The sequence below is a fragment of the Microcystis sp. 0824 genome, assembly GCF_003112475.1.
Lineage (GTDB): Bacteria > Cyanobacteriota > Cyanobacteriia > Cyanobacteriales > Microcystaceae > Microcystis > Microcystis aeruginosa_C.
Genome location: NZ_BDSM01000019.1, coordinates 72,491 through 95,950, shown reverse-complemented (window position 1 = coordinate 95,950; position 23,460 = coordinate 72,491). Strand labels below are relative to the sequence as shown.

Annotated in this window: 18 protein-coding genes; 8 read left to right on the top strand and 10 right to left on the bottom strand. The window is 42.6% G+C overall.

The window, feature by feature from the left end; genetic code table 11:
• Nucleotides 1–80 precede the first annotated feature (80 nt).
• Both N0824_RS07135 and N0824_RS07130 read left to right on the top strand, forming a co-directional pair.
• Entirely contained in the window at nucleotides 81–863 is a 783-nt protein-coding gene (locus N0824_RS07135; protein ID WP_108936255.1) for an Rpn family recombination-promoting nuclease/putative transposase, read from the top strand.
• A 496-nt stretch (nucleotides 864–1,359) separates the two neighbouring features.
• Nucleotides 1,360–3,156 (top strand): IMS domain-containing protein, encoded by a 1,797-nt coding sequence (locus N0824_RS07130; RefSeq protein ID WP_108936254.1) that lies wholly within the window; start codon nucleotides 1,360–1,362, stop codon nucleotides 3,154–3,156.
• 141 nt (nucleotides 3,157–3,297) lie between these two features.
• Here N0824_RS07130 and rsgA read toward each other — a convergent pair whose 3' ends face one another.
• The 4 genes from rsgA to dnaK form a co-directional block, all read right to left on the bottom strand.
• Nucleotides 3,298–4,374, bottom strand: a complete 1,077-nt coding sequence (gene rsgA / locus N0824_RS07125) for a small ribosomal subunit biogenesis GTPase RsgA (protein WP_108936253.1) — start codon at nucleotides 4,372–4,374, stop codon at nucleotides 3,298–3,300.
• The gene (locus tag N0824_RS07120) at nucleotides 4,375–4,596 is read right to left on the bottom strand and encodes a sulfurtransferase TusA family protein (RefSeq protein WP_002738399.1); all 222 of its coding nucleotides are present in this window, start codon (nucleotides 4,594–4,596) and stop codon (nucleotides 4,375–4,377) included. It abuts the gene before it with no gap.
• 2 nt (nucleotides 4,597–4,598) lie between these two features.
• The gene (gene dnaJ, locus N0824_RS07115; protein ID WP_108936252.1) at nucleotides 4,599–5,723 is read right to left on the bottom strand and encodes a molecular chaperone DnaJ; all 1,125 of its coding nucleotides are present in this window, start codon (nucleotides 5,721–5,723) and stop codon (nucleotides 4,599–4,601) included.
• Nucleotides 5,724–5,952: 229 nt separating this feature from the next.
• Nucleotides 5,953–8,001, bottom strand: a complete 2,049-nt coding sequence (gene dnaK / locus N0824_RS07110) for a molecular chaperone DnaK (RefSeq protein ID WP_108936251.1) — start codon at nucleotides 7,999–8,001, stop codon at nucleotides 5,953–5,955.
• A 572-nt stretch (nucleotides 8,002–8,573) separates the two neighbouring features.
• Between dnaK and N0824_RS07105 the strand changes: the two genes are divergently transcribed.
• Nucleotides 8,574–9,578, top strand: coding sequence for an NAD(P)-dependent alcohol dehydrogenase (locus tag N0824_RS07105; RefSeq protein WP_012267412.1), 1,005 nt, complete (start codon nucleotides 8,574–8,576; stop codon nucleotides 9,576–9,578).
• A 28-nt stretch (nucleotides 9,579–9,606) separates the two neighbouring features.
• Complete coding sequence (locus tag N0824_RS07100) at nucleotides 9,607–10,383, top strand: Uma2 family endonuclease (protein ID WP_012267413.1); 777 nt, start codon at nucleotides 9,607–9,609, stop codon at nucleotides 10,381–10,383.
• A 125-nt stretch (nucleotides 10,384–10,508) separates the two neighbouring features.
• On the opposite strand, the gene N0824_RS07095 is transcribed toward N0824_RS07100, so the two are convergent.
• Together N0824_RS07095 and N0824_RS07090 are read right to left on the bottom strand one after the other, a co-directional pair.
• A complete protein-coding gene (locus tag N0824_RS07095; protein WP_108936334.1) occupies nucleotides 10,509–10,709 on the bottom strand; it encodes a hypothetical protein in 201 nt (66 codons plus the stop codon).
• Nucleotides 10,710–11,103: 394 nt separating this feature from the next.
• On the bottom strand, nucleotides 11,104–11,691 hold the full coding sequence (locus N0824_RS07090) for a hypothetical protein (protein ID WP_108936250.1): 588 nt from the start codon (nucleotides 11,689–11,691) through the stop codon (nucleotides 11,104–11,106).
• Nucleotides 11,692–12,733: 1,042 nt separating this feature from the next.
• Between N0824_RS07090 and N0824_RS07080 the strand changes: the two genes are divergently transcribed.
• On the top strand, nucleotides 12,734–14,632 hold the full coding sequence (locus N0824_RS07080; RefSeq protein WP_108936248.1) for an Hpt domain-containing protein: 1,899 nt from the start codon (nucleotides 12,734–12,736) through the stop codon (nucleotides 14,630–14,632).
• 11 nt (nucleotides 14,633–14,643) lie between these two features.
• On the opposite strand, the gene N0824_RS07075 is transcribed toward N0824_RS07080, so the two are convergent.
• The 3 genes from N0824_RS07075 to clpS are packed head-to-tail and all read right to left on the bottom strand — an operon-like array spanning nucleotide 14,644 to nucleotide 17,324.
• Nucleotides 14,644–16,161, bottom strand: a complete 1,518-nt coding sequence (locus N0824_RS07075; protein WP_108936247.1) for an ammonium transporter — start codon at nucleotides 16,159–16,161, stop codon at nucleotides 14,644–14,646.
• Nucleotides 16,162–16,213: 52 nt separating this feature from the next.
• Nucleotides 16,214–17,044, bottom strand: coding sequence for a CPBP family intramembrane glutamic endopeptidase (locus tag N0824_RS07070; protein WP_108936246.1), 831 nt, complete (start codon nucleotides 17,042–17,044; stop codon nucleotides 16,214–16,216).
• Nucleotides 17,037–17,324, bottom strand: a complete 288-nt coding sequence (gene clpS, locus N0824_RS07065; protein ID WP_002738526.1) for an ATP-dependent Clp protease adapter ClpS — start codon at nucleotides 17,322–17,324, stop codon at nucleotides 17,037–17,039. The genes N0824_RS07070 and clpS overlap by 8 nt, the downstream gene beginning before the upstream one ends.
• Before the next feature lie 200 nt (nucleotides 17,325–17,524).
• Here clpS and N0824_RS07060 point away from each other — a divergent pair, with 200 nt between their 5' ends.
• The gene (locus tag N0824_RS07060; protein WP_108936245.1) at nucleotides 17,525–17,938 is read left to right on the top strand and encodes a hypothetical protein; all 414 of its coding nucleotides are present in this window, start codon (nucleotides 17,525–17,527) and stop codon (nucleotides 17,936–17,938) included.
• Nucleotides 17,939–18,239: 301 nt separating this feature from the next.
• Entirely contained in the window at nucleotides 18,240–19,121 is an 882-nt protein-coding gene (locus N0824_RS07055) for a DUF4351 domain-containing protein (RefSeq protein ID WP_108936244.1), read from the top strand.
• Between the two features lie 53 nt (nucleotides 19,122–19,174).
• Here N0824_RS07055 and priA read toward each other — a convergent pair whose 3' ends face one another.
• Nucleotides 19,175–21,664 carry a primosomal protein N' gene (gene priA / locus N0824_RS07050; RefSeq protein WP_108936243.1) on the bottom strand — a complete coding sequence of 830 codons (2,490 nt, stop codon included), beginning with the start codon at nucleotides 21,662–21,664 and terminating at the stop codon, nucleotides 19,175–19,177.
• A gap of 572 nt (nucleotides 21,665–22,236) precedes the next feature.
• Here priA and N0824_RS07045 point away from each other — a divergent pair.
• Nucleotides 22,237–23,370 carry an RNA polymerase sigma factor, RpoD/SigA family gene (locus N0824_RS07045; RefSeq protein WP_108936242.1) on the top strand — a complete coding sequence of 378 codons (1,134 nt, stop codon included), beginning with the start codon at nucleotides 22,237–22,239 and terminating at the stop codon, nucleotides 23,368–23,370.
• The last annotated feature ends 90 nt before the right edge of the window (nucleotides 23,371–23,460 follow it).

The window sequence follows — 23,460 nt, the reverse complement described above, 5'->3', positions numbered from 1 at the left end:
TTGCTCAAAAACAGGAGCTTCCTGAAGAACACAATAAAAAACTTCTGCTAAACTGGAGGCCTCTTTTTGAGTTTAATTGCGTGAAAACTGACAGTATTTTCTATCAACTCTTACAAAGATTTCCCGCTTGTTTCTTTGATTTGTTGAACCTTCCCCCCGAAACCGCCAATTCTTATCAATTCTCCTCGGTGGAAGTTAAACAATTGTCCTTTCGTCTCGATGGAGTCTTTTTGCCTGATACAAACAATCAGCCTATTTATTTCCTAGAAGTACAATTTCAGAAAGATAATAGGTTTTATTCCCGTTTCTTCAGTGAAATCTTCCTCTATCTCCACCAAACGGACTTAAGCAACAACTGGCAGGGAGTAGTTATTTATCCTCGGCGTTCAGTGGAAAGCGTGGAGACGGCTCGTTATGGGGAGTTAATCAACTCCGGCAGGATTTTACGTTTTTATCTCGAGGAATTAAGGGAAGGGGAATCCCTGGGTATATCGATGTTACAATTAATTGTAGCACCAACCGCCAGAGCGATCGAGCAAGGAAAACAATTAATTCCACGGATTAGAGAAGAATTCCCTAAGTTCAAACAACAGCAAGAACTTTTAGAATTGATAGAGACAATTTTGGTTTATAAGTTACCCCAAGTCAGTAGAAAGGAGATAGAAGCGATGTTTAGTTTAAGCGATTTAAAACAAACTAAAGTGTATCAGGAAGCTTTAGAGGAAGGCCGACAAGAAGGCGAATTAGCGGCCAAATTAGCCTCTATTCCTCGTTTATTGGTCTTAGGATTAAACTTGGAACAGATAGCACAAGCTTTAGAATTAGAGATTGAACAGGTTAGACAAGCAACTCAAAGGGAATAGGAAAAGTTCCAAGCGATCGCATTTTAATAATGGTTTCCCAGTGTTGATCGCTATCAATCAACAGTGTAAAATGTGTCACCATAACGTAACCCACCCAATTGAGATTAAACTGTTTTCAAAAAAGCAAAAAGTGCCTGGGACGAACCCTAGATTATTGCTGGTGTCCTAATCACAAAAAATCTCAAGAAAATCGGCATTCAAATCTATGCTTTATCAATCGCTGATCACGCGCTATCTTCCAGCTTATGTGTGTCAAAAAATCAGCTTTTTACACTGGATAGATAAAGTCATAAAATGTTAACAAATGTTGTCACGATAGGATGTTTCTACTGCTAAATATTAAATTTTATTACAGGATGCAACATTTGTAGTCCAGATGGATTTAGATTATCCACATAAATGGTCAATTAAATACCCTCTTTATCTGATTTGCCCTACCATCACCTCAGTTATTAGTTATCGGTGGAGATTGTTAAGTAAACAGTAATATTTCCCCATGACGGATTTAATTCTACAAAATCGTTACAAAGTCTTGCGATTAATTGCCGATGGTGGTTTCGGAGAGACTTTTTTGGCAGAAGATAGCCAAATGCCATCAAAACGTCTCTGTCTGATTAAACAGCTAAAACCGATTAATGATAATCCCCAGGTTCACAATCTCGTCAAAGAAAGATTTGAGCGAGAAGCGGCTATCCTAGAAAAATTGAGCGAAAATAGTCTCCAAATTCCCAAACTATACGCTTATTTTGAGGAAAATAATCAATTTTATTTAGTCGAGGAATTTATCGAGGGAGAAACTCTCAGCCAAAGAATACAGAGTAAAGGAGTTTTTAGCGATGATCAAGTCAAAGAGATTTTAGTTAGTATTCTACAGGTTTTAATTTATGTTCACGGACAAAAAATTATCCATCGAGATATAAAACCCGATAATATCATTCTACGAATTTATGATAATTTACCGATCCTAATTGATTTCGGTGCGGTTAAAGAAACTATGGGAACGGTGGTTTCTAATTCGGGCCATTCTCTTAATTCTATTGTTATCGGTACTCCAGGTTTTATGCCATCAGAACAAGCGATCGGTCGTCCGGTTTATAGTAGTGATCTCTACGCTTTAGGATTGACGGCTATTTATCTACTAACCGGCAAAACTCCTGAAATGCTAGAGAGCGATCCGATGACAGGAAAAATTTATTGGCGGCAGTTCGCTTTAGATACTAATATCAGTTTAGCAGCCGTCCTAGATAAGACTATTTCACCTCGCTCTAACGAACGTTATTTAACTGCAAAAGAGATGTTAGAGGCGCTACAAAATACCCCATCAATTGTAGCAACAAATATCGTTGTTCCTGCTCCTACTCCCGCTCCTACTCAGGTAATTTCTCCTGTAACGTCAAAACCTGTTTCTAATCCCCGCACGTTACCTGAATGGGTGAAAGCGATAATTATAGGAAGTATGATCGGTACTGGCATTTTAGGTGGTTTTGTTTTAAGTTATTATCTCTCAAATTTTTCTGGAGATAAATCAATTTCTCCGTCACCTTCCCCAGAAAATCAAGACTCAGATATTACCATTAATAATGAGTTTCCTAAACCTGTGTGTGGAGATGAGAATATCACCGATACTTACTATAAAGTTGTAGTAACTGATGAGGATAGTTTAGAGAGAGTTAAAAATAACTTTTGTCGCGATGCTTTTGTTAATGATGGTAATATTCAGGTAGCAACTTTTAGTGACTTAAATCGCGCTCAAGATTTACAAAGGCAACTAATTAAATACTTTAATCAAGTTAAAATCACCCAAGGTGTCATCGATACCTCACAGGATCCTGAACCCGTCTATTCACCTGTTCCTCAACGGACAGTTAACTCTATTTCTCGTTCCGAAGCGGTGGATTTAATCGAGCGCTGGTTAAAGGCAAAAAGAGATATTTATGGTCCTTCCTATCAAACCTATTTAGGAGAAGAATTACTTACAGGTAAAGCTTATAATGACAAAATAAAGCGCTCTGATGGTCAAGAAAGTTCTTCCGAATGGTTAGCTAATAATAGTGCTTATTATATCTATGGAGTTCAGAGAATAGATTCAGTTAATAATTTTACAGCCTCTGGGGATCAAGCTACAGTGGATGTGGTGGTTACTGAAGAAAGAACCCTCTATAATAATCAGGGTAAAATTGATCGAAAAAATAGTGCTTTTACTACCTCATTGGTTCGCTATAATCTTGAAAATGACGAGGGAACATGGAAAATAGCTAACTCTAGAACTCTTAAAAATTTAGTTCGTAGATAAGTTAAATTAATTCCAAAAGGGGGAGACTAAAAATAAAAAATAGTTCAGATAAAACCCATAGATACAATCATTGCTGTTAAATTTTCATCTTTAGACAGTATTTATAAAGTAACCCTAAAGATAAAGGCAACCTAACCGATTCTATTCAGAATCATCATTATAAATATCTTGGAGAGTTTTATTTTCGTAGCGTTCCTGATCTTGATTTTTGCCGCGACGGGAAGGACGACGATATTTTTTATTAGCTAATTTGGGTTCGTAGGTTTCTTGACCTGCTTCTTTAATTTTTAACTTTAAACTTGACTCTTTTGTGCTAGTTTTCTGTAATGACTGTTCTCGTGCGAGCGCCTCTTCTAAAAACTCTAAATAATGTTGGTAACGTTCCCAATCTCCCCTAACCACACAGTTAGGTTCCCGACGGTGAGTACAATCATTAAATTGACAATTTCCCAAAGCTAAACGCTCTCTCACTTCCGGAAAATAAAAAGTTAATTGTTCCGGTGAACAGTTAATATCCGGTTGGTTAAACCCCGGACTATCGGCCAATAAACCCCGATTTGGTAAAGCAAATAACTGCACATGACGGGTAGTGTGACGACCTTTTTGCAGTTTTCCCGACACATCCCCCACCCGTTGATTAATCTCAGGAATTAGACAATTAATTAAACTCGATTTTCCCACCCCCGATGGACCAGCCAAGAGAGTGATTTTATGGTTTAATTGTGCCAATAAAGCCTCAAATCCCCGATTTTTCTCGACACTGACAAAAAAGGGCCGGTATCCCCAACCAGCTAGGCGATCGCCCCAGACCTCTATTTGTTCCGCTTCCCCCAGATCGATTTTATTGACACAGACGGCAATTTCTAAGCCTGTGGACTCGGCTTTCACCAAAAAACGACTGATCAGCCAAGGATCGAGGACGGGTTCAGCAAGGGCAAAAACTAGCAAAATCTGCTCGATATTAGCAACGGCTGGCCGATCGATCTCGGTACTGCGGGGGAGGACTTCTGCGATCGCACCCTGCCGATCATCAAAATTGGCCTCCTCCACGCGCACCCGATCGCCAACCATCACCGACTGACCGATTTTTTGCAAGCGAGCGCGACGGGTACAGAGGAGATTCTCGCCCATAACGGCAGAATCCAAGCGTACCTGATAGAAATTCGCCTGTACAGCCACCACTGTACCGTATAAATCGGTTAATTGTGCATCTACCATTTAGGAATCGGGGCGATAGACTTTGAGAACAAAAAAGCTATCTCGGTCCTCGATCGATTCTATCTGATAACCCTCCACTGTCAGGCTAGTGGGAACCTGTTCGATCGGTTCCCCGGCATCTAACCAGACTTCCAACCGTTCCCCGGCGGTCATTTTCTCTAATTGCAATTTTGTCCGGACAAAATTAATCGGGCAGGGAGTGCCGCGCAGGTCTAAAGTCATAGTTATTTATGGAAGATATTACCTAAAAATCCCTCGATGCCGCCTTTGCCCACGGTTTCCCCGCGAACTTTCGCTATTTTTTCCAGTAAATCCCGTTCTTCTCCCGTGACACGGGCAGGAATCGAGATTTTCACGGTAATGCGATGATCACCGCGACTGACGGGATTGCCTAATTTAGGAACCCCCTTATTTTCTAAAATCAGTACGGTGTTCGGTTGAGTACCGGCAGGGATAGTCAGGTCTTCTTGGCCATCTACAGTATTAACTTTGATGGTACATCCTAAAATCGCTTGGATATAACTAATCGAGATATCCGATTTAATATCATTGCCTTCCCGTTGAAATTCCCCATCGTTTTCCACGGTTAGATAAACGAATAAATCCCCCGGCGGCCCGCCTTTAAGTCCTGCGTCACCTTCCCGGGCAACGCGCAATTTCATGCCGTTGTCAACCCCCGCAGGAATGGTAATTTTCAGTTTTTTGGTTTCCTGTCTGCGTCCGGAACCGCCGCAAACATCGCATTTTTCCTCGATCACTTCGCCAGCGCCGTCACAGGTGGGACAGACCGAAACCTGAGCAAAAGTGCCGAAGGGAGTGCGGGTGGCGCGGCGCACCTGACCAGTACCATTGCAAGTAGTACAGGTGTGGGAACTGGTTCCTGGTCTGGCCCCACTGCCTTTACAGGTTTGACAGGTTTCCAGATGACGGATCCGGATTTCCTTTTCGCCGCCAAACACTGCCTCGCGGAATTTTAGTCTAAAATCGAGCCGTAGATCCTCACCCCGGGTAGGGCCTGTGCGTCGGCGGGTCGTTGCTTGGCCGCCCATGCCCCCAAAACCACTAAAGATTGTCTCGAATATATCGGCGAAACCGCCCATATTGTCGGCATCAAAACCAGCAGCGCCCCCAGAAACCCCAGCTTCACCAAAGCGGTCATAACGATTGCGGGTTTCTGGTTCCGAGAGAATCTCGTAGGCGCGGTTAATTTCTTTGAAGTGTTCTTCGGCTCCCAGTTCTTTGTTAACATCGGGATGGTATTTTCGGGCGAGACGACGATAGGCGCGTTTGATGTCTTCTTTACCGGCATCTCGCGAGACACCTAGAATTTCGTAGTAATCAGTGGGCATAGATGGCTATGGTTCTGCTGGCAATTTATAAATAAACTTTCGGTCTAGTTGTTACTTTAACAAAGTATACATAATAGTTTAGTTGGGTTATCCCTACTATTTTTTTCGGTGGGGGCTAGGGGTTGGGAAGTGGGGAAGTGGGAAGTGGCAAGTGGGGAAGTGGGGAAGTGGGGAAGTGGGAAGTGGGGAGAAAAAAGCTGATCACTGATAACTGATTACTGATCACTTTTTAATCTACGGCCTCGTAGTCACTGGCGCTCATTTCTTCCCCATCGTAGGGATCATCATCCCTGTCCGATTGGGTGGATTTAGTTTCCAGATTACTATAGGTTCCGGTTCTAGTGCGGGAGAGGGTTGACCTGTTGGTGAAGGTATTCGAGGAAGTGGCTTGGGTGCGGGTGGGTCGAGTCAGTTTTTCGGTGACATCGATCGATTCAAACCCAGTACCGTTAAGGGGTTGGTTTTGCTCTTGTCCACCCGTGTAGATGCGGGTACCGATTTCGAGGACAATCTGACGAAATTCTTCCAAGGTGGTTTTTAGCTTTTCTGGGGATATAGAGGGGTCGCGCAGAGCGATTTCCAACTGTTGCCGCTTCTGGTCGGCCAGTTGCCGGATATCGGGGGCGACTAACTGACTGTTTTCCCTGAGGGTGACTTCGTAGCTATAGAAAAGACTATCGGATTGGTGGCGAATATCGATCATTTGCAGACGAAGGCGATCGGATTCGGCGTATTTTTCGGCTTCTAGGCGCATTTTTTCAATTTCGTTCGGTTTCAGCCCTCCAGTATGGCTAATTAAAATGCTTTGTTCTTTGCCGGTGCCTTGGTCGCTGGCGGCCACTTTCAAGATGCCGTTGACATCGATCTCAAAGGCCACTTCAATTTGTGGCACCCCCCTAGGAGCGGGAGGAATTCCTGTCAGGAGAAATTTACCCAGGGTTTTATTATCCTGGGCCATGGCCCTTTCTCCTTGGAGAACATGAATTTCCACCGAAGTTTGACCATCGGCAGCGGTGGAGAAAACCTGAGATTTACTGGTAGGGATAGTGGTATTGCGATCGATAATTTTGGTAAAGACTTCGCCGAGGGTTTCAATGCCGAGGGAAAGGGGGGTGACATCGAGTAGGAGGATATCTTCTACTTCTCCACCTAAAACTCCGGCTTGAATCGCTGCCCCCAAAGCAACGGCCTCATCGGGGTTAACAGAGCGATCAATCTGGCCGGTAGAAAAGAAACGGGAGATTAATTCTTGTACGGCGGGGATTCTGGTGGAACCACCAACGAGAATAACACGATTGATATCGCTAGGCTGCAGTCCGCTATCTTTGAGGGACTGTTGTACGGGTCCGAGGGTTTTTTCCACTAATTCTCTGGTTAATTCCTCGAATTTAGCGCGAGTTAGTTCCAATTCTAGGTGTTTAGGGCCAGTTTCGTCGGCGGCGATGAAGGGGAGATTGATCGAGGTGGTAATCATGCTAGAAAGCTCGATTTTGGCTTTTTCGGCGGCTTCTCGCAGTCTTTGGAGCGCCATGCGATCGCTGGACAGATCGATGTTTTCTTGACTTTGAAAGTTCTCCACCAGCCACCGCACTAAGAGGTTATCAAAATCGTCCCCCCCAAGATGGTTATTGCCGGCCGTGGCTTTCACTTCAAAGACTCCCTTCCCCAGTCGCAGGATGGAAACGTCGAAGGTTCCTCCCCCTAGGTCAAAAACGAGGATATGTTGATCTTCGTTTTGTTTATCTAAACCGTAGGCCAGGGCGGCGGCGGTGGGTTCGTTAATAATTCTTAATACTTCTAGTCCTGCGATCATGCCCGCGTCTTTAGTGGCTTGACGTTGGGCATCGGTAAAATAGGCGGGAACTGTAATCACGGCCTCGTTAATTTGTTCTCCCAGATAGGCCTCGGCATCGGCCTTTAATTTTTGTAGGATCATGGCCGAGATTTCTTGGGGGGTAAATTCCCGACCACGAATTTTGATATTGACGGTATCATCGCGACCGCGTTGGCAATGATAGGCAACTCGTCCCCTTTCTGCCTCCGTGTCTTGCCAACGCCTACCGATAAAGCGTTTGATGCTATAGACGGTATTTTCGGCATTAGTTACCGCTTGACGTTTGGCCAGTTGTCCCACTAGGCGCTGGGCCTTGCCGAATCCCACGATACTAGGAGTTGTTCTTCCCCCTTCCGAGTTGGGAACTATAATCGGCTGACCTCCCTCGAGTACGGCAATGCAACTGTTGGTTGTCCCTAAGTCGATGCCGATGACTTTTCCCATGACGCTCTAATAATAACGATAGTTAATAGGATACAATCGCTGACAAAAATTATCCCCAAATTAGAAAAGGGCTTTTTACCTCGCCTAATCTTGCCTCGGATGAAAGCTGGTAGTTTCCCTCCGAGGCTAACAAAACTTGTCGGTAAAGTCCGCAAGCCCGCCCGGATCGGTGTAGTGGACCATATATCAAGAGTAACCCAAAACCAGTAATTTTGCTCATGCTTCTAGCCCCTATTCCGCACTTTGCTTTGTAGTATAAAAAAATTACCCTTTTGGGAATTTGGCGATCGCTGGTAAGATCAAATCCGTTTTTAATACTATGATTAATACTAAATCTGGTTATTAAAAACTGATTATCTATTGCTCCTTTTGCCTATTGCCTATTGCCTTTTGCCTGTCCTCATAAGTAGCTTATACTCAACGGATTTAGTATAACTCCCAAGTTATGGATTGTTTCCCCCCGCTCCGGTGTTTCCCACTTTCCTATACCTTTTAAACAGGATTTAGTGCAAGCCATACTCAGATAAATTTAGGATAAGATAAGCAATAAACCGATCCCAGAGGACTTAATCATGATTAGAGCCTATGCTGCCCGAGAAAAAGGGGGAAAACTAGAGCCTTTTGACTACGATCCGGGTATATTAGCGGATGAAGATGTAGAAATCGCGGTGGAATATTGCGGCATTTGCCACAGTGACCTAAGTATGCTCGATAACGATTGGGGACTGACCACCTATCCCTTTGTCCCCGGTCATGAGGTGGTCGGTACAATCGCCGCTCTTGGTGCTAAAGTCAAAGAATTAAAATTAGGGCAAAGAGTCGGTCTGGGTTGGTTTTCCCGTTCCTGTTCCACCTGTGAAACTTGTATGTCGGGGGATCAAAACCTTTGTGCTACTGCCGAAGGAACTATCGTCGGTCGCCATGGCGGTTTTGCCGACAGAGTCCGCGCTCATCATAGTTGGTTAGTTCCCCTGGGGAACCAGTTAGATGCTGCTAAAGCTGGCCCGCTTTTTTGTGGTGGTATTACCGTCTTTAATCCCATTGTCCAATTTAATATTAAACCCACGGCCCGAGTTGGTGTCATTGGTATTGGTGGATTGGGCCATATAGCCTTAAAATTCCTCAAAGCTTGGGGCTGCGAAGTAACCGCTTTTTCCAGTAGTCCCGACAAAGAAACAGAAGCAAAAGAACTAGGCGCGACTCATTTTATCAATTCCAGAGACCCCGAAGCTTTGCAATCGGTACAAAATTACTTTGATTTCATTATCTCTACCGTTAACGTTAATCTCGATTGGGGTCTTTATATCGCCTGTTTACGTCCCAAGGGTCGTCTGCACATTGTTGGGGCTGTTCTTGAACCCATGGCTACCTATGCTTTTCCCTTGATTATGGGTCAAAAATCGATTTCTGGCAGTCCTTTGGGTAGTCCCAGTACCATCAATAAAATGATCGAATTTGCCTCCCGCCATGGCATTGAACCGGTGACAGAAATCTATCCTATCTCCCAGGTGAATGAAGCTATGGAAAAATTGAGAACTGGACAACCTAAATATCGCCTCGTCTTACAAATAAAATAAAACCATCTCTATCCTGGACGTAACCCCGATGACTCAACCCCTCACTCCTCCAGTTATCGATTGGGAAGAACCACCCATTCCCCCTGAAGACTTGATTTTTGATGATGGAGAACCTTTGGAAACGCACCGTCACCGCAAGGCCATGAATGTGTTAATCGATTCTATCGAACAAGCCTATCAGGATCGAGAGGACTTTTTTGTTGGCGGTAATATGTTTATTTACTTTAGCCGTGAGCGGGTTTTTAATAAAGATTTTCGTGGCCCGGATTTTTTCGTTGTCCTCGATATCGATGGTAGTTATAAACGACAAGGATGGGTGGTTTGGAACGAAAACGGACGTTATCCCGATGTGATCGTAGAATTAATGTCAGAAAGCACCGCAAAAATCGATTTAATTACCAAAAAAAAACTCTATGAGCGGACTTTTCGCTGTTCCCAATACTTCGTTTATAATCCCTTTGATGCCACTTCCCTGCAAGGTTGGGCTTTAGACCAAAATCAATGCTATCAAGAAATTATTCCCGATCACCGCGGTTGGTTATGGTGTCAACGTTTGGGATTATGGTTAGGAGTCTGGATGGGCAGCATCCAACGAGAAGAAGCCCCTTGGCTGCGTTTTTATGACCTAGACGGCAATTTAATCCTCCTACCTGCGGAATTAGCCGAAATAGAACGTCAGAACGCTGAAATTGAACGTCAACGCGCCCAGGCAGCCTCTCAACAGGCCGAAAGCGAACGTCAACGGGCGGAACGTTTAGCGGCGCAATTACGGCAATTAGGCATAAATCCCGATGAAACCCCGTAATCGGCCCAAGACTGACCCCTATCTCTAAAAACCGAAAACCCACACCTCCCGATCTCGGTTTGTGTGGGCTGATTGTTCACTTAATTCTAAGATTGAAAGCTGATACTTTAGCGAAATCTAAGAGCCTAACTCAGAGTAGCACCAGAGCGATCATAGGTTTGTGAAGAAAAGTCGGACGAGAAGCGACGTTGAACGGTTTCTCCGCAACTATTGTCATTGTCAATACCGATTTCAGAAGCACTTCTGTCTAACATCGATTGTTGACGATTTTTGACGGCGTGGTGGTGACGCATCATTAAGGCACGAGCTTGTTGTTCTGTAGACATAATCATTCCCTCCGAGCTGCAAATCGCACTTTGAACTTTTTTAATCACCCACTAATATATATAACATACAATTCTGTATCTATTTTTACAAAACGCCCTAATCCCAGAAAAATTAACAAAACTTTACAATAGGAGGCAGAAGGCAGAAGGCAGCTTTTATTTATTATCCCCACACCCCAATTTATATAGCAATTCCCATAGTTGTGAGGTACAGAGTCTTAGGTTTTGAGGAGTCAGGAGTCAGGAGTCAGGAGTCAGGATTCGGGATTCAGGATTCAGGATTCAGGAGTCGGGATTCAGGAGTTAAGATTTTGGTGTACCTCATGAGATTGGGAAACGCTATAATTCATAATTCATAATTCATAATTCATAATTCCCAAGACATCAATCGCCCTCACACCTTAATCGAACTAGGTTCATCGACGGCGGCGATAATGCGATGACAACCGGAAAAGGGTTGCGCCCATTGATACTGGTGTTCTAAAGGATTACCCCAACAGAGGCCGAGATATAATTCCGTGCGTGCCACATCTAATTCCGCCCATTCGGACTGGGCAACTAATTCGGCTAGAGAATCGGCAGAAATGGGACGACGGGAGTTAAGCGCCCACCAAAAATTCATATTAGGGGTGATACTGTTCCAAAAATCTAAAACCGAGGCTTTGGCAGCCATGAGAATTTCCTTGTCACCTGCCACGGCAACTAATTGATTATGAATTTCGGGATAACGAAGAGTGCGATCGCCCCATTGACAAACACGCCAGATAATGCCCGAAACCTGATATTTTTGTTGATAATCGTGAATTTGGCGGCGAAAATCTTGATAGGCGAAGACTTTGCCCACCTTTTCTAGATTGATCGCCTTGGCAATCACCGGATTATCAATGCGCTCCGCCGGAGAGAGTAACAGACGTTCCCCTTTGCAAGTGGCGTGCATTTCTCGCTCGAGGATTTCAATTAACTGCTGTGTCGAGTAAGCCATACTACCGCTCTTACCTGAGAGAGGATTTCTTTTTATGATAAACTCGAATTTCGCTAGTGGAAAGGCTCGATCGCTAGAAAATTGTCAATCATCGCAAATATCGGCAGCATACCCCTTAATACTTAGGGTTTGCGGCAAAAAGTTTTTCGTGGGGGCAGGGTGTGGGGTGTAGGGTTTTACCGATTTTCAGGTGGTCAATTAGCCAATTTTCAGGGAAAAAGTCCAGGGATTTTACCCCCGATCACTCCCAGATCCGGCACTTTTGGATTTCAAAAAAGTCTAAAAGTCTTATCTAACAAGGTTTTTAGATTTATTCAGCCAACCCTACTTATGGGCGAAAAAACCCACTGAAAACACCTGTCAGGGAGAGAAGACAGTCTAACTGCTAGGTTTTACATCGGTTACTTTTTTTCTGGTCCAGAGGGTGAGAATTGTCAGGAAAAGTTAACCCATCACTCCCCCTCAAGGATTTTTATCAATTCCAGTTAATCGATCGGGAATAGTAAGTATAGCTGTTTCAATTAAATTGAGGACTGATAGAATAATATAGTTTGGTTCTATTCTTTAGCAGTTTCGTGTCTAAAGGCCCGATAATGGATATTTAAAATTCCTTGGACAACTCTAATATCTTATTAATAGACTGGAGACAGCAGTAATTGTCAGTAGGCTACAGACCCAATCACTACAATTTAATTCCTGGGATAATGGCTAAAATTGGGCTTTACTTTCGGTTTTATCAATTAATCCAAGCTTTTGGGGGGTTATAAGCGAAGACGCATTTAAACCAATTATTCTTAGATTAGCCGAATCTCCTCCAATCCCTTTACTGTTGATTTTTGCATGAATGCCGCTTACCTTGTCTCAAAAAGTAATTTAAATTACAAAAAGCTTAACCCCCGAACCCTAGATCGTATTAATTTTTCCGTGAGATGCTCGCAGGCAGTTGTTAATGTATTTATAATGATTGAAGAGTCCCTGATATATTTACTGAAAAACTGGGCAATCTAGGACTAGACAGCATCGTGATAAAGGGGATAAGACCTTGGACTCCGCTAACGATCAGAAAATTCTCGGGTATTTCATCGAAGAAGCAAAAGAACACCTGGAAACTTTGGAACAGGGGATTTTAGACTTAGGCAATCTAGTGAACAACACTGAACAGATGAACGAGATGTTTCGTGCCGCCCATTCCGTCAAGGCAGGGGCGGCCATGTTAGGCTATAGCAGTATCCAAAAAACTGCTCACCGTCTTGAGGATGCTTTCAAAATACTGAAAGAAAATCCCCTAGAAGTGGATCAAAAATTAGAGTCTTTGTTCCTCAAGAGTTATGATCTGCTTCAGATATTGATCGATAAGCTGCAGGAGCCCTTGGGTTTGCAAGCCGAGGAAGCTGATGCGATCGTTAAAAACGGTGAAGCGACTTTTGCCGAATTACAGGCCCATCTTAACTATCTTCTCGGCCGGGGAAAATCTACCCCAGCTATTGCGGCGGCTTCTTCTATCTCCATCAGCGTTAGAGATATCCTCAAACAGATGTTACAACTGTTCAAACAGGAAGAAACCAGTGCTTCCCGTCAGCAATTACAAAAATTAATGTTATCTCTGTCTCAATTGGCTTCAGAACAGCAACAATGGCAATATTTAGTTAAAAATGCCCAATCGGCCCTGGCTAACCCCAAACATTCCTATCGTACTCTCGCTCCGGTTATTATTAGGGAATTAAAACAAGCTAGTGATTTATTAGAATGGGGTCGCGGGGAAGAAATCACCCTCAGTCAGGAATTGCAATTATTAGCCGCCGCCAAATTACCACAAATCCTGATTAACCCAGAAGCGGAATTGGTAGCTAGTACCCCGGAACTTCTTCCTGATCAAGATTTAGAAGAAGCTTTAACTTGGAGTCAAAATCAGGACATTAATGAGTCGGAAAAGCCTTCTTTAGAGTTAAGTCAAATCCCAGGCAGGCGAAAAGCACAGATAGCAAGTCAAAGGGAAGCATATCAACTGGCTGAAGAAAAATTAACGCCCGAATTTGAGGAAAACCAACGAGCAACTTTAATTGAGGAAACTCTAGCTTGGACAGGGGGTAACTTGGAGTTAACCAAAATAGTTATTCGTTTGCTAATCGACAATAAAAATGAGTTACGGGAAGGACAAGAAAAACCAAAAATTGAACAATTAATTCAGAAACATATTGTAGAAAATTGGTCACAAAATAAAGCGGCAGTCCATCTTCAAAAAATACAAAACATTCTCTTAAATCCTGATGCAAATGTTAGGTCAAGATTAGAAACCTATCAGGATATTTTGCAGGGGAGAGTCTTGGCTGATAATAAACCCGAAAAATTGGCACTTCAGCAAGCAGAATTAGTGATTAAAAATGGTGACTATCTAGAAGTTACTAATCGAATTTATCAAGAGGTATTCAATTTTCAATGGGTCAAAAAAGAATTGGAAAAATTAGTTAATGCGGAAAATTCTCCTGCTGATTTAACTAAAATATTATCTTTCTTGGCACTATTAGCCTTTCTTGGATTTACTTTTTGGTCATTAAAAACTCCTGAAAATGCTCCTAATGTGATGGCACCACCTCCAGAAATTTGTGATCAACGAGATTTTGAGATTAGCTTAGAAAAGAATATTCAACAACTGCAAGAATTGGAAAGGAAACAAGGTAATCAGTTTTCTGACAAGTGTGGGACTCAATTAAATGAATTAATGTTAATTCAGCAAGCAATAGGACTAGCTGCCGATAATTTTGTGGCTAATGTGCCGGGTAGAGAAGGTGGTTTTGAAATTTTGTGCAAAATCCCCCCAACTTCCCATAACTTTAAAGACGCTCAATATTGGGCAAAACGTTGGTATAATGACAGAGCTTGGAAATCGGATATCGATCGAGCTTTGCAAGATAATCCAGATTGCCAAAAACTTATTAAATAAACATCAATTTTTCAATCACTAAACACCCCATCACTACCATTTAATTCCTCGGATAATGATACCCGGATTCCTTCCCTTCCCCGTGACCAAAATAGGGAGAATATGTCAGGAATATTGAAGGGTTGACTCCCGACAACAGGAGAGGAATTAAGCTGTGGTTTTTTTTGACGTAAAACAATTATTTGCATATAATAGAGTAGATTGCCAATCATTAGCCAGAGAATTAAACTAAAAATAAAAGTAAATGCCATGACTACAATCCATCCAAAAAATTGAAAAGTGACTTGAGATATAGGACTATCCTGTGTTAGTCCCAGGGAGAATTCCCACGCATCTTTGCTACTAAATAAACCCACTGCTATTGTTCCCCAAAAACCACAAAAAAGATGTACTGGAATTGCTCCCACTGGATCATCAATTACTCTAGTTTTAATTAAAAATTCTTCCCCCAATAAGACAATAATGCCACTAATACCACCGATGATAATAGCTGATTTGATATTAACATAACCTGAGGATGCCGTGATCCCCACTAACCCGCCTAAAATGCCGTTAATAATTGTGGATAAACTGGCTTTGTGGCCAATTAAAGGATTAAAAATTAATGCCAAAAATCCCCCAGTGGCAGCGGCAATCATCGTGGTAGTAATTGTCATGGGGACATCATTCAAATTTACCGCCGAACCACCATTAAAACCAAACCATCCTAACCAAAGAATGAAACAACCAAGAGTGGCAAAACCTAACTGATGGGGGGCAAAATTTCCCCTTTCTTTTGCTTCATAACGATCGGTTTTGCGATTATAACCAAAGCGTCCATCTCTCGGTTTTAGTAACCAAGCACCCACTAATCCGGCCATTCCTCCCACCGAATGCACCACCGTTGAACCGGCAAAATCTCGAAACTTAAATAAGTTATATAACCACCCTTCCGATGACCAAATCCAATGTCCAGTAAGAGAATAAGAAAAAGCGACTAAAAAGAAACTAAATAGCAAAAATGCCCAAAATTTAACCCTTTCTGCCACTGCTCCCGATACAATGGTCGCCGCAGTTCCCGCAAAAGTTAATTGAAAGAAAAATAAAGTGGCAATTGAACGACCTTTCCACACCTCTTGGAATTGACTGTATTGATTATTGGGGGTTAAAATTTCCAAGAAAAATCCTGTACCACCAGAGAAACTATTCTTTAGTGCAGATGTATTGCCAAACATTAAGCCGAAACCAAACATCCAATAAGCCAAGGCAGAAATACAGAAGACAATTAGGTTTTTAGCTAAGACATTAGTGGCGTTATTAGTACGACAAAAACCCGTTTCCAGCAGGGCAAAACCCGCATTCATAAAGAATACTAAAGAGCCGGCTGTTAACATCCAAATATTAGCAACTAAATCCACAGTAGAATTATTTAAATCTTGTGCTGTGACTTTGCCTACACCGATCAACAGCATGACGATAAGAGAGAAACAAAAAGATAGGATATTACGCAAACGCGGGCGATATTCTAGAAAAGATAATAATCGATTCATGGGGTATAGCTATGATGGGCAATTTCCCCTTTATAGTAATTGATTTAATCCCCTATCGTTCACTCAAAACTGCTTTTTTTCTGATCCAGATAGCGAGAATTGTCAGGAAAAGTAAACCCATTACTCCCGCTAAAGGATTTTTATCGATTCCAGTTAACCAATCGGGAACAGTACCAGTGTATTTAATTAACTGACCCACATTTAATATATAGTATGCCCAGATTAAACCTGCGTGCAGACCGATACTTTTACCCAAACTACCACCACAGGCGCGTTTTGCCCAACCGAGAATTAATCCTAGCAAGACTAAGGCAGGAAATTGGGGAAAAGTGCGGATAATTTCGGCTAAAGGTTTAATAAAGTGAGCAAAAGCGAAAATTAAGGCACTAATCACTAGAGCGATAGCGGGACGATAATCCTTTTCTAATTCTCCCAGTAACCAGCCCCGAAATAATAATTCTTCGGCGAAACCCACCGCTAAAGCGACTAAAAACCCCTCTAGGATGATTTTGCTGATTGGGGGATTTGCGGGTAAGAAATTTAACCAACCTAGGAAAGCTTGGGACAGAAAAAGCGAGAAAGTGAAAAATAAACCGATCGCCAAGCCGTTAATTAACTCGATCGGCGTTTTTCTTCGCCAAATCAACCCATAACCAGCTAATCCCTCATCGCCATAAATTGTCCGTCCCCACCAATGGGATAACCCCAAAAATTCCAGATAGAGAACAGAAAGGGTCAAAATTGAGACCAGATTAGCATTAGTGGCAAAAAAGTGATAGAGGGGAAGTGCGATCGGCAACCAGAGAAAAAGTAAGAGCAAAATAAAAACCCCCAGTCGCAGGGGGACTGGGTAAGTGGCAATTACCCGTAATCTTTTATTCATCGGGTTCGATGCTGCTGGTTAAACCTTTATTTTTCAAGGTTTCACAGTAAAATTCCGCGTGTTCTTGGATGCAGGTAATCACCAAGGCTGTACCATTCGTGTGCGCTTCCATCATGATATCGACTGCTTGGGGTTGCGTCATACCGGCGATCGTTTGCATTAAACTCTGAACCACATACTCCATCGAGTTAAAGTCGTCATTGTGGAGTAAAACGCGATAACGCGGTGCTGGTTTACGGATTGTCGCTGTGGAACGCTTTTCGATGACTTCTGTGGACACCGTTTCTCTCCTTTGAATCTATATCACAAATACAGGTCAATTACTTAATAATCATAATCAAAATTTCCAGATTGAGCTAGGCTTTTTCTGTGATCCGTGAGGGGGTTGGGTGTTGGGGAGTGGGGGACAGCCAAAGGAATGACATTTCTAGATGGATAGATCATAATTGAATTAATTGGCTAATTTAAGCTTATTTTCCCATGGCTACTGACGAATTACAAAACCTCGAACACAATATTCAACGCTTAAAACAACAATTAGCGGGAAAGCGAAACACTTTAGTTATAATCGGACCGGAAGAAGAAGTTAGGATCAAGCAGCAGATCGAAGATTTACGCCGAAAAATTCGGGATTTTGAACGAGAAAAATGGGATTTAATCGCCAGCGACAGTCAAGAAGCATCTTTTCCTGACGCGGAGGTAATGGTAGCAGAAATTGTCACAGAATTGACAGTAATTACCACAGAACCACCCCCGGAACTTGCTTCTGCACAAATCTTAGAATTATTAAACCAAATTCTGGCTAAACTCAATCAACCAGAGGGACTAGCAGCAGCCAAATTAAAAGCGGCCCTATCTACTATACCCCCTTTTGTTTCCTTTTTGGCGCAATAAGCTGACTAATTTAACAGCAAATGTCAATATTTACCTTTATCTAAGCATATTTTAGAAAGTTTTTTTGTCGATGTTAATGTTAATTATCAGTAGTCGGAGATAAAATCTTAAGAAATGTCAATTATCACTATTATTACTGACCCTCAATAAATTAGAATCAGATCATAAATGCGATCGCTTGCTCAATTCTCGATGATTAATCTAGAGGCTAAAATCAGCAACTGAGGTAATTAACCTTTTTCAAGCTACCGAGTTTAGGTGGTAGTCACTGATAACTGATAACTGGTAACTGATAACTGAAATGACTCGCTTTATTTGGGATAAATTTAGCAAAGACTTCCTAGAAACCCTTCTTTCTCCCTACGGTACAGTAGTTGTCAGCAAAGAAGTCACCTCAGAAATTAAAGAAATTGATGTGTATTTTAGCCCTAATATCTCTAAAATTCCCTCTCAGTTAGGATTATTAGGCAAATTATGCCAAAATCCCTGTTTATTGGAACCCTATCGCAATGGGATTACCCTTGATGGTATCAATGATTGTCTATCCAAGCGCTTTGCTATCCGTGAAATCTTCCAGAGAGAAGCAAAGAGAAATAAACAGAGAATATCAGAGGAGGAGATACCTACGTTATGGATTCTCACCCCTACAGCTAGTGAGCGCATTTTATCCCTGTTTACGGCTCAATTACAACCCAATTGGGGAGAAGGAGTTTATTTTCTCCCAGAGGGTTTAGGTACAGCTATTGTCGTCATTCATCAGTTACCCGCAATCCCAGAGACATTATGGCTAAGATTATTGGGTAGAGGAGGAACAAGAGAGAGAGCTATCGATGAATTAGAGAGATTATCGCCGAATAATCCCCTAAAATCGGCTTCCTTAAACTTATTGTATAATTTGAGTAGAAATCTAGAAGCATTATCGAAAAAAACACAGGAGGATAGGGAGTTTATTATGCGTTTAGCTCCACTTTACCAACAGGATAGAGAACAAGCGGTTCAGCAAGGTGAACAAAGAGGAGAAGCAAAGTTAGTCCTCCGTCAACTTCAGCGACGTTTCGGAGAAATACCCCAGAATCTAGAAGAAACCATCCGTAATCTTCCTGTAGAGCGCTTAGAAGACTTAGGACTCGCTTTATTAGACTTTAACACTTTGACGGATTTAGATAACTGGTTGCACTCGTGAACAATGGCGATCTCGCGTAGCGAGCGCGTTGCGAGCGCATTATCCATCCCTGATTATTCTATCGTCAAGGGGTCCACATCGATCGCCATACTTACCTTGGGTAAAACTAAGCTTTTCAGAGGAAGAAAAAGACGACCGATATCAGCCTTTTCTCCCGATAATTTTAACAGAATTTGCCAGCGATAACGGTTAGCCACGCGCATAATTGTTGCAGGTGCAGGTCCCAAAATATCCCAATCGGGACCGAAATTATTAACACATTCCTCTGCGACATTTTCGGCACTTTTCTGCACTGCTTCCCCATCTAAACCACTAAAGCGAATTAATACTAAACTGCCATAGGGAGGATAATTTAAACCCTCTCTCTGCATTAATTCCGTCTCGACAAAACCCTCATAATCGTGGGTTTGCACTGCTCTAATCACGGGATGTTCAGGGGTATAGGTTTGGATAATTACCTTTCCTTCTCTTTCTCCCCTTCCTGCTCTCCCTGCTACTTGGGTGAGGGTTTGAAAAGCGCGTTCGGAGGCGCGATAATCGGAGTGATAAAGTAAACCATCGGCAGCCATAATTCCCACTAAAGTAACTCGCTCGATATCTAATCCTTTGGTGAGCATTTGGGTTCCAACTAGGACATCGTATTCACCATCAGTAAATAGTTTTAATAGTTCCCGGGGAGCATTTTTGTTGCGGGTGGTATCACTATCAAAACGCAAGCAGCGCAAATCAGGAAATTCTTTGGTTAATTCTTGGGTGACTCGCTGAGTGCCAGTACCGAAAAATTTTAGATAGGGAGAACCACATTCAGGACATTGTTTCGGATGAATGCGACCATAGTTGCAGTAGTGACAGCGGAGTAATTCTTGCGCTCCCGGTTCGGTGTGGTGGTAGGAGAGAGAGACATCACAGTGGGGACAATCCAGCACATAACCGCAACTTCGGCAAGATACAAAGGTACTATGACCCCGGCGACTGACGAATAAAATTGCCTGTTCTCCCTTGTCGCGCAGGGTTTCCAGAGATGAACGCAGGGATTGACTAAAAAGAGAACGATTGCCTCGTTGCAATTCCCTTCGCATATCGACGATTTCCACCCGCGGTAAGGGGCGATTTTGGATGCGATCGGGCAAAGATAGGTAAAGACTGGGATTAGCTTGGGATTCTAGCCATGTTTCTAGGGATGGCGTGGCCGAACCTAAAATTACGCGACAATGGTTTAATTGAGCGCGCCATTTAGCCACGGTACGCGCGTGATAGGTGGGGAGTAACTGACTTTGTTTAAAGCTGCTATCGTGTTCTTCATCGAGGATAATCATGCCTAGATGGGGTAAAGGGGCAAAAATCGCCGATCTCGTCCCGATAATAACTTGTGGGGTTCCTGTCAACATCTGTCGCCAAGTATCGTATCTTTCTCCTTGGGAGAGGGCGCTATGATAAACATAGACTCGATCGCCAAAACGGGCCACGAAGCGATCGGTTAGTTGCGGTGTTAATCCAATTTCGGGGACTAAAACCAAGGCAGATTTACCCGCTGCTAGGACAGGTGCGATCGCCTGTAGATAAACTTCTGTTTTACCCGATCCTGTAACTCCGTGTAAGAGGAGGCTTTCACCACCTTTCAGGGTTTGAATAGCTTCTAGGGCTTGTTTTTGACTAGAAGTGAGTGTTTTTGGTTGATCCCTGCTCATAATCGCCGAGGATAAGCGCAGAAATTCCCGGTCCTCAATCACCACATAACCCTTGTCAATTAGTGGTTTAAAATGCTTTGTCCCCGCGAGTTGTGCCAATTCTGGCAGCCACATTTCTCCTCCCTGGTGGCGTAAGATTTCGACAATTTTGCGTTGATTTTCGGTTAAATCAGCAGGAAAGTCGGTTATTAGCAGGGTAATGGCTTTTTTTTGTTTAATATTGGGACTTTTGGGCGCTTCTAGATAACTTTCTACCCAACCGCGCTTAACTAAGTCTCGGATACCGTAATTAGCATTTTTTACTTTTTCTTGCAGGTATTTCGCCGAATAATCGCCTTCTTTTTGATTTTTTAGCAGGGATAAAATCTGACGGGAGAGGGGAGTGCAAAAAACTTCCGCACCAGGGGGAATCGCTTCTGGTTTTAATCTGATGCGACGTTGGGAACTTCGCAGTAAACCCGTAGGTAAAGCGACGCGAACAACGGTGATTAAATCTGTTGCGTAGTATTGGGCGATTTTAGTCAATAACTGCCAATAATTATCGGGAAAAAAACCCTTAGCAATGACATCTTCCACGGGACGAATTTGATTTTCTTCTAGTCCTGCGGGCAAATTTTCGAGAAATCTAAGAGCAATTCCCCCAATTACCTGAGAACCAAAGGGAACGCTTAAAATATCGCCAATTTCTACCGTTAAATCCCGGGGGATACTATAGGTTAATATTTGCTGATCCTCTTGACTATCTCTGGGATAAGGGCGATCAACCAAAACCTCTAACCACGGTTGCCCAGTTGTGGTTAATTGGTAAGGTGTGGGAGGTTCCGCTACAGTTAGAGTAGCATGGCAATCGAGCATGGTTATCAGTTATCAGTTATCAGTTAGGGGTTGGGGGTTGGGGAGAATGGGGTGTTTAAATTATAGTTTAAAGCTTGAGGGGGAATAAAACTAGCTAATTTTGTCTAAAAAAACTTTAAATATGGCTTTTTTGCCCACAAATTTTGATTTTTAGCGCGTAAAGTCTTCCCAAATGATAATTATTGGCTATTAGCTATTAAATCGAAGCATAGTTAGTCAAAACTTGAGAATAGTTCTCAATAAAAAAAGCGAAAAATAGTAATAAAAAGCTGACCACTATCTTGATTGTTAAGAAGCGTAATCTTTACCTAGTCAAATACCAAAAACCTTAGTTAGAGTGTATGAGTAGAAACACAAAAAGCTCCTCCCATTCACCAGAAAATCTTATTGTCTGGTTCGGCGATTTGTAACCATCGACACAGAATCGCGCAATTATATCCCAGAAATGGCCGCCATTAATTAAGAAAACGTTTAAAAAATCTGCTCCCCGAAAATTCAATGTAACAATCAGCCCATTGGGAAAAACTCAGTTTCTCCCCGCTATTATAATCCCACTCCATCCATAACTGCTTATGAAAATCTCTAAACTAGCCGCCGATGATAATTTTAATCAAATCATTGCCCTTGAGACAAATCCTTTAGAACTGGACAGCGTGGATTTTGCTGAAAGAACTGACGAAGATCTGACTGAACCTTTACCGGAAACCCTAAAAACCACTCGTGCAGGTAGTGGCACAGGATACGGTAAAGGCAGCAATGAAGATACTGTTGGGGCATTTTTTAAAGAAATGGCCCGTTATCCCCTGCTTAATGGGGAAGAAGAAATTGAATTAGCCTACTCGGTTAAGTTTCTGATGGAAGCGGAAGAAGTGCGCCAAAAACTGCAAGAAAATTTACATCGTCCCCCGACGAAAACGGAATGGGCGATCGCTTTACAATTAGATAATGAACGTCAACTGGAAAACCGTCTTTATCGGGGAAGAACAGCTAAACGGAAAATGATTCGTTCTAATTTGCGCTTGGTGGTTTCCATCGCTAAACGCTATTTAAATCGCGGGGTTCCTTTCTTAGATTTAATTCAAGAAGGTGCGATCGGACTCAACCGTGCGGCGGAAAAATTTGATCCCAATAAAGGTTATAAATTCTCTACCTATGCTTATTGGTGGATTCGACAAGCAATCACCCGCACCATTGCTAACGATGCGCGCACGATTCGTTTACCGATTCACATTGTCGAAAAACTCAATAAACTCAAAAAAGCGCAGCGCATTCTCAAGCAAGATTTACAGCGCAATCCCAATGAACGGGAACTCGCGGAAGCGTTAGAAATGACTCCCGAACAATTGCGGCAATTATTACAATTGCGTCGTCAATCTCTCTCTTTAAATCATCGTGTGGGGAAAGGAGAAGATACGGAATTAGTGGATCTGTTGGAAGATGATGATCTACAACTTCCCGAAGATAAAATGAATGAGATGATGATGCGTCAAGAAATTTTCGCAGTTTTAAGTGATGTTCTCACGGAACGGGAAAAAGATGTTATCTCCCTCCGTTATGGTTTAGCTACCAGTCAACCCTATACCCTAGAGGAAGTGGGAGGAATGTTCAATTTATCTCGCGAACGAGTACGTCAAATTCAAACTAAAGCGATGCGAAAATTACGTCGTCCTCAAGTCGCGCGTCGTCTGAAGGGATGGTTACATTAATAATTTTTTCTAACTCGTTCTCTCCTCTCTCCTTTTTCCAGGAGAGCTTTTTTTGTCGATCTTTAGCTTAAAATTAAGATAAAGTTGATT